General features: G+C 61.1%; 7 protein-coding genes. 2 read left to right on the forward strand and 5 right to left on the reverse strand.

Translation table 11 applies throughout. The features are described 5' to 3' along the window. Positions 1 to 506: 506 nt before the first annotated feature. On the forward strand, positions 507 to 1,358 hold the full coding sequence (locus HMPREF9237_RS03315) for an aldo/keto reductase (protein WP_016442319.1): 852 nt from the start codon (positions 507 to 509) through the stop codon (positions 1,356 to 1,358). Positions 1,359 to 1,453: 95 nt separating this feature from the next. Here the strand turns inward: HMPREF9237_RS03315 and HMPREF9237_RS03320 are convergent, their stop codons facing one another. The 4 genes from HMPREF9237_RS03320 to rhmD all read right to left on the reverse strand — a co-directional run bounded on the left by HMPREF9237_RS03320 (position 1,454) and on the right by rhmD (position 5,713). After that, positions 1,454 to 2,218 carry an IclR family transcriptional regulator gene (locus HMPREF9237_RS03320; protein ID WP_039898268.1) on the reverse strand — a complete coding sequence of 255 codons (765 nt, stop codon included), beginning with the start codon at positions 2,216 to 2,218 and terminating at the stop codon, positions 1,454 to 1,456. A gap of 88 nt (positions 2,219 to 2,306) precedes the next feature. Then, on the reverse strand, positions 2,307 to 3,071 hold the full coding sequence (locus tag HMPREF9237_RS03325; protein ID WP_016442321.1) for an HpcH/HpaI aldolase family protein: 765 nt from the start codon (positions 3,069 to 3,071) through the stop codon (positions 2,307 to 2,309). Then, positions 3,052 to 4,452, reverse strand: a complete 1,401-nt coding sequence (locus tag HMPREF9237_RS03330; protein WP_016442322.1) for an MFS transporter — start codon at positions 4,450 to 4,452, stop codon at positions 3,052 to 3,054. Before HMPREF9237_RS03330 ends, HMPREF9237_RS03325 begins: the two co-directional genes overlap by 20 nt. Before the next feature lie 52 nt (positions 4,453 to 4,504). Next, positions 4,505 to 5,713: an L-rhamnonate dehydratase gene (rhmD, locus tag HMPREF9237_RS03335; RefSeq protein ID WP_016442323.1), complete on the reverse strand. Its 1,209-nt coding sequence runs from the start codon at positions 5,711 to 5,713 to the stop codon at positions 4,505 to 4,507. A 423-nt stretch (positions 5,714 to 6,136) separates the two neighbouring features. Here rhmD and fucO point away from each other — a divergent pair, with 423 nt between their 5' ends. Beyond that, positions 6,137 to 7,288, forward strand: a complete 1,152-nt coding sequence (gene fucO, locus HMPREF9237_RS03340; protein ID WP_016442324.1) for a lactaldehyde reductase — start codon at positions 6,137 to 6,139, stop codon at positions 7,286 to 7,288. A 130-nt stretch (positions 7,289 to 7,418) separates the two neighbouring features. Here the strand turns inward: fucO and HMPREF9237_RS03345 are convergent, their stop codons facing one another. After that, on the reverse strand, positions 7,419 to 8,873 hold the full coding sequence (locus HMPREF9237_RS03345) for an MFS transporter (RefSeq protein ID WP_016442325.1): 1,455 nt from the start codon (positions 8,871 to 8,873) through the stop codon (positions 7,419 to 7,421). Between the last annotated feature and the right edge of the window lie 351 nt (positions 8,874 to 9,224).

The following is a 9,224-nucleotide window of genomic DNA, read 5'->3' on the forward strand; positions in this document are numbered from 1 at the left end:
CGGGGGATGCTTGGGTGAGTAGTTCGCCCAGGTAGGTTGTCGGGTCGATATGATGGGGGTCAGCGGCCATTGCGGGGTATCTCCTTTCGAGGATAGGTAAGAGTTGATTCGAAAGGTACCCGCGATGGTCGCCTTTGTGCATGCCGACACGAGGATCACCGCGGGATACAGATACACCACACTAACGGACGCAACCCTTCATGTTGGTCACCACCAAGACAGTTGGTCGGTCACTAACATCGCCAGGCGCGTTCGTAAGAGTAAACGGCACCCCAAGCACGGGCTTAGCAACGCCGATCCGAGCCCCGCACCTCCCGCGACTTACCGCGCTGTCCGCCGCGCCGGCGAGGAGGGTATGTTTTTCCGGGATGTACTTCGTATGTACGACATATGAAGTACAGCTCTGAAAAACAGATACCCCTCCCCAGGGGCTGGTGTGACTATTGAACTTCGTGAGGCTCATGAGGTTCTCGCGGGAAGCAAGCGAAACACGAAAAGGAAACCCCATGCGAAACATTACTTTGGCCAATGGAGATACTGTTCCGGCCCTCGGGCTGGGTACCTGGTTCCTCGGCGATAACCCGGCGAGCCGGCAGGACGAAATCGCGGCGCTGCGCTGCGGAATCGAAGGCGGTGCGCGGCTCATCGACACCGCGGAAATGTACGGCAGCGGGCGCTCCGAAAAACTCGTGGGCGAAGCAATCACGCCCTTCTCGCGCGAATCGCTCTACCTCATCACCAAAGTGCTGCCCTCCAACGCCTCGCGCCACCGCATGGAGGCCGCGCTGGATGCCAGCCTGGCGCGCCTCGGAACCGACTACGTGGATATGTACCTCTACCACTGGCGCGGCGGCACCCCGCTGGCGGAAACCGTGGCGGAACTCGAGCGCCTGCGCGGCAGCGGGAAAATCCGCAGCTGGGGCGTCTCCAATTTCGACGTCGAAGATATGCAAGACCTTGCCGCGGTGCCCGGCGGCACAAACTGCCAGGCTAACGAAGTGCTCTACCACCTCGGCTCGCGCGGGATTGAGGTGGAATTGCGCGGCCTCATGGAACGGCGCGGCGCGGCGCTCATCGCCTACTGCCCACTCGCCCAGGCCGGAACCCTGCGCAATGGCTTGGTCACCAATCCTGCCGTCACCGAGGTCGCCCGCGAACTAGGTACAAGCCCCTTCCAGGTGCTGCTCGCCTGGGTGCTGGCGCAGGGTAAGGTCATCGCGATTCCGCGCACCGGCAAGCGCACGCATATGCGGGAAAACTTGGAGGCCGCGCGGATCGAGTTGAGCGCCGAGCAGCTGGCGCGCCTGGACAGCGCCTTTCCGGCTCCGCGCCGCCGAGTCCCGCTCGATGTGGAATAGCTTCGCACCAGATAGTACGACGGCGCCGCGGCGCGCCCGCGCGCCGCGGGGACGCGGCGTCGTCGTACTTAAACGCCACGCACCGTAATTCCCAGCTATACCGCGCCGTAACCGATCTGGCGGGAAATCTCCGCGGCGGTTGCCGTGACCGCCGCCGCCAATTCCCGCATCCGCGCCTTCCCCATATAAATAACCGCGCTGGAGACGCTAATCGACGCGGCAATATTCCCGGAGGCATTGCGGATAGGTGCAGCAACGCAACGAATCCCCGGCTCGCTGATTTCCCAGTCTTCCGAATAGCCATTGCGGGAGTATTTTTCCATCGCGGCGGTGAATTCCTCCAGGGTTTCCGGCGGGGGAGTATCCCGCATCCGCTCGCGATCCGCCCGGTAGAGGCTCTCCCAGCGTTCGGGGCTATCAAGAATCAGTGACCGGCCCAGGCCGGTGCGGGTAATCGGGCGGCGAGTTCCCACTTGGGAACGCACCTCAATACCGCGATGCCCGGGGAATTTGAGCAGGTAGAGGGCCTCGCCTTCCAGCTCGGTACCCAGGTGAACGGTGTCGAGGGTGTCCTCGGAAAGCTGGGAGAGCAACGGGGAGGCAATACCGACCAAAGAAATATCATCGAGGGCCTGAAAACCCAGCTCAATAAGGGAAGCCCCCAGGAAATATGTGCCGGTTTCATCGGTGCGCAGGAAACGTTCCTGGCGCAGAGCCTGGAGAAGCCGGTGCACTTTCGAGCGGCTCAGGCCGGTTGCCGTGGTGACCTCGGTGAGATTCCGAGCCCCTGTGGCGACGGCACGAAGAACAAGGAGGCCGTGGCGAAGTGTCTGCGTGCCAGGGATATCGTCGGATGTCATATATAAACGGTACCAGGTTCCCAATAGTTGGGAACCTGGTACCGGAGAGGAGCGGAGAGGTAATGAGCTACGCGGGTACGCGGGCTAATTACCGCTCCGGGAATTTCGCGGCGAGTGCCTCCACCAGCAGAGTGGAATCCGCCGTGGTCGCGATGAAATTCGCGCCCGCGGCAATATACTGTTCGGCTACCGCATCATCGAAGGCGAGGGAACCGGCCACCAGCCCGGCCGCTCGGATTTTTGCCAGCGCATCGCACACGATAGCGTGCAATTCCTCCGCGGGGGGATTACCCAGTGAAGCGCCCAGGTCGGCGGGCCCGATGAAAAAGCCGTCCGGTCCCTCCACCTCAAGCAGCTCATCGAGGTGGGAGAGCGCCTCCCGGGATTCGATTTGCAGCAGCACGAAAAGTTCCGCTTCGGCCTCCTCCATATAGGAGGTGTAACGGCCCCAATTCCCGGCACGCGCCACCGATGCCCCTACCCCGCGGATCCCGCGGGGTGCGTAACGCACCGCCCGCATGGCCGCGCGGGCCTGCTCCGGGGTATCTACCATAGGTAGCAGCAGGTTCTGCGCTCCCAGATCCAGCACCTGTTTAATATGTGCCGGGGTGGTTTCCACCGGACGCACAATCAGGGGCATGGGATACCCGGAAGCAGCCCGGAGCTGATCCAGCAGGGAGGCCACTGTATAGGGTGCGTGTTCGCCGTCGAATAACAGCCAATCAGCACCCGAACCGGCGCAAATTTCCGCCGAGGTAGCCGAAGCCATCGTCATCCAGATTCCACGGCGCGCCCGCTGCGGGGAGGCCGCAAACTCTGCTTTGAACTGGTTTTTAGGCAACGTCGCTTTCAATACCAACGTCCTTTCGATTCTTGAGAGCGACGATAATGAAGGAACCGAGGATTGCCACCGCTGCAACCGCCCAGAGTCCCGCCACGCTCGACTGGTGGGTATCAAAGATTTCGTTGAACCATACTCTCAGATTCGGTGCCACAAAACCACCAACAGCACCCCAGGTATTGATGAAACCAATACCCGCGGCCAGGGCGGCCCCGGCAAGTAGATTCGTCGGCATTGTCCAGAAGAGCGGCTGGCAGGCGATCACGCCGGTGGCGACGATACACAGTGCCGCAATGGCAAGAATCGGGGAGGCATGTGCCGAAAGCCCAAGGGACAAGCCAGCGGCCAGCAGCAGCCCGGCCGACCAGATCCGCTGCCGATCCGGGGTGGTGGCATTCTTGGAGAACCACCACGTCCCGATAAGGGAAACCACCCACGGGATGGCGACGACGAGGGACACCTTGAAGCCCACCGATTCGCCCAGCAGGCGCGCCACCTGCGTGGGGATATAGAAGACGACGCCGTACACCGCCACCTGGATGGCGAAGTAGGCCATGGCGAGCGTCCATACCCGAGCGTTCGTGAAGGCATCCTTGAGGGTGGACTTCACCCCGGAACCTGAATCTTCACCTTCCACCGCTTCGGCCAGGACGATTCGCTCTTCCGGAGTCAGGAACTTGGCAGAGCGCGGTCCGTCGTCGAAATAGAAGAAAGCGAGGCACCCAACAACCGCGGCGAGCAGGCCCTCGATGAGGAACATCCAGAACCACCCCGGGAAACCGAGGAAGCCGTGCATCTGCAACAGCGCACCGGATAGCGGCGAGCCGAGCGCCAGCGCGAGGGGCGCTCCCAGATAGAAGAGTCCCATCACGTAAGCGCGCGGTTTGGCGGGGAAGAAGATAGAAGAGAGGTAGATCATGCCGGGGAAGAAGCCGGCCTCCACCACGCCCAGAAGCAGGCGAATGGTGAGGAATTTCGCCGGGGTATCGGCGAAGGCCATGCAGGCGGATACCAGGCCCCAGGCCACCGCGATGGAACCGATCCATTTCTGCGCCCCGATTTTGCGCATCATGAGATTCGCGGGGGCGCCGAGGAAAGCGTAGAGCACGAAGAAGATCCCCGCGCCCAGTGCGAAGGTGGCTTCACCGATGCCGGTGTCCAGCATGTATTCCTGCTGGGCGTATCCGATATTGGAACGGTCCAGGAAGGCGAGGACGTACAGCAGCATCATGAAAGGGACAAGGCGACGGCGCGCCTTGCGAACTGCGATATTCAGGGTTGCTTCGCGGGCTGCGGAGGCGCCGGGTGCCCCGGAGCGTGTGCCGGAGGCCGCGGTGCCGGAAGTGCCGGACTTAGCCGCGGGCGATCCTGGAGATGGCGAAGAGGCTGTCATATTTTCTCCTTTTCGTATGCGTGGATGCGTATCTACCCGGAACGCGAGCGCTCTAGTGCGTATAGGGGCGTTCCAGCGCGATATCGCGATTAAGTTCGACGCCGAATCCGGGTTTCGTCAGAGTTTCCTTGGAAATACGGCCGTTTTCGGGGACTGGTTCACCCAGGAGGATCGGGTCGAATTGCGGGCGGATGGTATCCGCCTTCGGGCTGGTCATAAGGAATTCGCTGAACGGCGTATTCGTGAAGGTAATAACCGCGTGGTGCGAGTACACGGAGGAACCGTGCGGGACCACCAGCTGGCCGCGAGATTTGGCAATGGCCGCGATCTCAAGGAGGGTGGTGATGCCGCCGCACCAGCCCACGTCCGGCTGCATAATGTCAATGCCGGTTTCGGAAAGCGTACGGAAGGCCGCGAGGTTACCGTGGTGCTCACCGGTGGAGACCATCACCCCGGCCGGGACCTGGCGCTTGAGTTCGGCGTAATTGTCATACTGCGCGGCGGGGAAGGATTCCTCGATCCACTTGAGGTTATAGGGAGCGCAGGCGTGGGCGAGTTTGACCGCGTAATTGACATCCTGGCTCATCCAGCAATCCCACATGAGCCAGAAGTCCGGGCCCACCTTCTCGCGCATATCCTTGATGCGTTCCACCTCGCGGCGAATGCCGGCGTCACCATCGTGCGGGCCCCACTGGGTGGGCATCTTTCCGCCGATGAAGCCCATCTCCTTGGCCAGATCCGGGCGCGAGCCGGTGGCGTAGAACTTGATTTCATCGCGAACCGCGCCGCCGAGTAGCGAGTAGACGGGCTGGCCGAGCACCTTCCCGAATAGATCCCAGAGGGCCAGGTCCACGCAAGAAATGGTGTTCATAACAACGCCGCCACCACCGGAGTAGTAGTGAGTGGAGTTGATCATCTGGTCGTGGATGAGCTTGATATCGTCCACCCGCTTGCCTTCGATGAAGCGGCTGAGGTGGTTTTCCACGATGAAACAGCCGATTTCGCCGGCCGTGGAGATCGCGAAGCCGGTGGTGCCGTCGCTGGCTTCCACTTCCACCACGAGGGTGCCGAGCACATTAATGCCGAAGGACTGGCGTGATTGTTCGTACTCCTTGTACTTGGACATCGGGGTAGCGATATGGTCATCGATCCAGTGCCCGCCGCCCTGGTCGTGATAGTCACCGCCGCCCTGGCCTTTGTTTTTGGCGGTGGCGCCGCCCATGAAGAAGGCGCGCACGTGCTTGATTGTTGGTAATGACATGAGATGCTCCTTTGCGTCTATGTGCGATTGCTATGTGATTGTTGAGAGGGTGTTGCGGGGTAGCTGCGCCGTCGTTCCGCGTGCGCGACCGCAAGCAGTCGTTCCGTACGCGATACCGTGCGGCCGTTTCACGTACGCGATAACGTGCCGCGCGCATCTCCACCGCAACACATTCAATCCCATTTAGTGGGATGGAATGTTAATAGTTGGGATTCTGACACGGCCAGTCTAAAATGAAAGCCGGGGAGAGTAAAGCCTTCCCGGCCCGGCAGCTCGCGGATTGGGCGGGAAAATATCGCCACGGCCCCGGCGATCAATCCATGTCGGGCCTTACGTCATAGTGCGGGGGTCAAAAAAATGGAACAATGTTCCATGTCAGGAAAGTGGCGCAGTTGCTACGAATATTCGACATAAGGAGTTGTCATGGTTAATCGCATGATCCTCAACCAAACCTCGTACTTCGGGCGCGGTGCGCTCGACCAGCTGGTCCCCGAGCTGCATCGCCGCGGCTTCAAGAAAGTCCTCATCATCACCGACAAGGGTGTGCGCCAGGCCGGGACCGTGGACCTAGTCACGAAGCGTCTGGATGAGGCCGATTTTGCTTACGAGATTTTCGACGACGTCGTTCCGAACCCGCCCGTCGAAAACGTGAAGGCCGGCGTGCAGGCGCTCAAGGATTCCGGTGCGGATGTGCTCATCGGCTTGGGTGGCGGTTCCCCGCAGGACACCGCGAAGGCCATCGGCATTATCGGTGCGAACCCCGAATTTTCCGACGTTCTCTCCCTCGAGGGCGTAGCGGACACCAAGAACCCCTCCGTGCCGATTATTGGTATTCCCACCACCGCCGGTACCGCTTCGGAAACCACCATTAACTACGTGATTACCGATACGGAGAAGCATCGCAAGTTTGTGTGCGTGGACGAACACGATATTCCGGTGCTCGCCATTGTGGATCCGGATCTCATGGACGGCATGCCCCGCTCCCTCAAGGTCGCGACCGGGCTCGATGCCCTGACCCACGCCATCGAAGGCTACATCACGCCGGGTGCCTGGGAGCTTTCGGACGCGGTCCACCTCAAGGCCATCCAGATGATCGCGAAGAACCTGCGCAAGGCTGCCGATGGCGATACCGATGCCGTTGAGCAAATGGGATACGCTTCCTACATCGCGGGCATGGGCTACTCCAATGTGGGCCTGGGCCTGGTGCACGGCATGGCGCACCCGCTCGGTGGGCGTTACGACGCGCCGCACGGTGTGGCCAACGGTATCCTGCTGCCGGCCGTTATGAAGTTCAATGCGGAGTACACCGGTGAAAAGTACCGCGATATTGCGCATGCCTTCGGCATGAAGGATTCGTACGACGTCGCGCTAGAAGAAGCGCGTACCTACGCTGTGGATGCGGTCAAGCAGCTGGTTGAGGACCTGGGTAATCCCACCACGATCTCCGCGGTGGGCGTGGACGAATCCGGTCTCGATGCCCTGGCCGAGGATGCTTTCAACGACGTGTGCACCCCGGGCAACCCCCGCAAGGCCACCAAGGAAGAAATCCGCGCGCTCTACGCCTCGCTGCTCTAAAAACTGAGGTGTTCGCTTAGCTCATGCGCTCAAGCGGCGGACGTGGCCGGTGCCTGGCTCAGGCGCCGGCCACTTTTGTACTGCAGCTCGTGGCGCACGGGTGCGCGGTGGCCAGGTAGCTGCGTCGTCGTTATGAATCTGTGCGCATTTTCAGAACCCATGCGCACAGCAAAGCTAGCGCGGCGACGCCCGCCGAAACCGCCAGCGCCCCGCGGTAGCCATCCCACGTTCCCACGAGGGGCGCAACCAGTCCGATACCCAGGCTCGCACCAACGCCGAAAGCTGCGCCGTTGAGACCGGGGAGCGAGCCGGGTGCTTCGGGCGGAGCCAGGATAACGCCAAGCCCGTTGACAGTTGTGAGAATCATGCCGTTATAGGTGATTCCAAGAAGCGCGATGAGGGTGAAAACAACCCGTTGGTGATCGAGGAAGATCCAGATCCCGCCAATCGCGCAGAGAGAGAGGAAGAGCCCGGTGCGCAGCACGGTGAGCCAGCCGATTTTCCCCGCCAGCCACCCGGAAAGCGGGGCGGCAACCAGCCCAATAAGTGCGGGCGGGGTGAGGTAGAGGAGCGCGGCCCGGCCAGCTTCCAGACCGTAGCCCACGTCGGAATTCTGGGCGAAAAGCGCGACCGTGAAATTAATGACCGTAAAAACTGAGGCCAAGGATAGCAGCGTGACAGCAATAAGGGGCCAGCAGTGGCGTGATGCCAGATGACGCAGGGCGAAAAGCGGTGAGGAAACCCGATGCTCAACCATGCAAAAAACGAAGAAAAATAGCGCGGCCACAGCGAAAAGTGAGAGGCTAGCCGGGGCGAACCACCCGCGGACGCCGCCAATAGTGACGTAGTAGGTCAGGAAAATAAGGCTGAGGGAGAGGAGTCCACCGCCCCACCAATCCATTTTTCCGCTTGCGGCCGGCCGCTCCTGCGTAGTGAGTAGTCGAACCGTCAGGAAAATTGCCACCGCGGCGAGACCCGCAATAACGAAGAAAATGGCCTGGAATCCGAAGCGATCGGTGAGGATCCCGCCGAGCCATCCGTCCAGACCACCCACGCCTCCGTTAGCGGCGCTGATGATGCCGAGCATGGTGCCTAGAACTGCCGGCGATACTGATTCGCTCAGGATCATATACGCGAGCTGGAAGACCGCCCCGGAGATACCTTGGAGGACCCGCCCCGCCACGAAGATAGGGAAGTTCGGGGCGAGTGCGCATATCAGTGTTCCCACCAGCAGGATCACAAGAACCGCCAGGAGCATGCGGGCGCGGCCAATAAAATCACTCCAACGGGTAAGGAGAATCCCGGCAACCGCGCCGGCGAGGAAGAAGAGGCTCGAGACCAGGGCAAGCGTTCCCTCGCTCACCGTAAAACTCCGCCCGATATCGGGAAGCGCAGGAGTCACCATCGTGGTGTTGAGCTGATAGGACAGCACGGCAATGACGAGGGTGACAAGCAGGCCGAGCTGCGTGCCAGGCTGAAGCGTGGTTCCTCTGTGCGGGTGGTTTGTAGTGGGATCGGGGGACGGACGCTTCGGGTCGCTTTGCTGAGGGTTGCCGGCAGTAGCCGGAGCTTTTCGTGCACTCACTTCTCTATTATCGACGACGCCGCAGCTTCTTGCCCGCGCGCCGCATGTGCCGCGCTGCGAGGTTCGGCTGGGCGGTGCTTGAGGGGTGTGTAGGCGTGTGTTGCGGTGTTCTAAGGTAGTCCGGGGGTATTTGGCTGGGTTGTTGACGCGTGTTTTCCGTGTGTCTGGGCGTGGTTTCCGCGGTTTTGGTGGTGTTTGTGGCGGGTGTGGTGGGTGTCTCGTTGGTTTGGTTTGCGTTCGTGGGGTTGGGCTTGTAAGCTTGTTATCCGTCGCCGAGAGCCGGAAACGCCTCGAGGTGGCACGGAAACTCCTCGTGAGTAGCCTAGTTCACTAGCTTCCCGCTTTGAATGG

The sequence above is a fragment of the Actinotignum schaalii FB123-CNA-2 genome (assembly GCF_000411135.1).
In the GTDB taxonomy this organism is placed as follows: Bacteria; Actinomycetota; Actinomycetes; order Actinomycetales; family Actinomycetaceae; genus Actinotignum; species Actinotignum schaalii_A.

What these genes read in the sequence shown, in the direction of transcription:
- HMPREF9237_RS03320 (WP_039898268.1), bottom strand. Translation starts at nt 2,218, where the DNA reads ATGACATCCGACGATATCCCTGGCACGCAGACACTTCGCCACGGCCTC.
- rhmD (WP_016442323.1), bottom strand. Translation starts at nt 5,713, where the DNA reads ATGTCATTACCAACAATCAAGCACGTGCGCGCCTTCTTCATGGGCGGC.
- HMPREF9237_RS03330 (WP_016442322.1), bottom strand. Translation starts at nt 4,452, where the DNA reads ATGACAGCCTCTTCGCCATCTCCAGGATCGCCCGCGGCTAAGTCCGGC.
- fucO (WP_016442324.1), top strand. Translation starts at nt 6,137, where the DNA reads ATGGTTAATCGCATGATCCTCAACCAAACCTCGTACTTCGGGCGCGGT.
- HMPREF9237_RS03315 (WP_016442319.1), top strand. Translation starts at nt 507, where the DNA reads ATGCGAAACATTACTTTGGCCAATGGAGATACTGTTCCGGCCCTCGGG.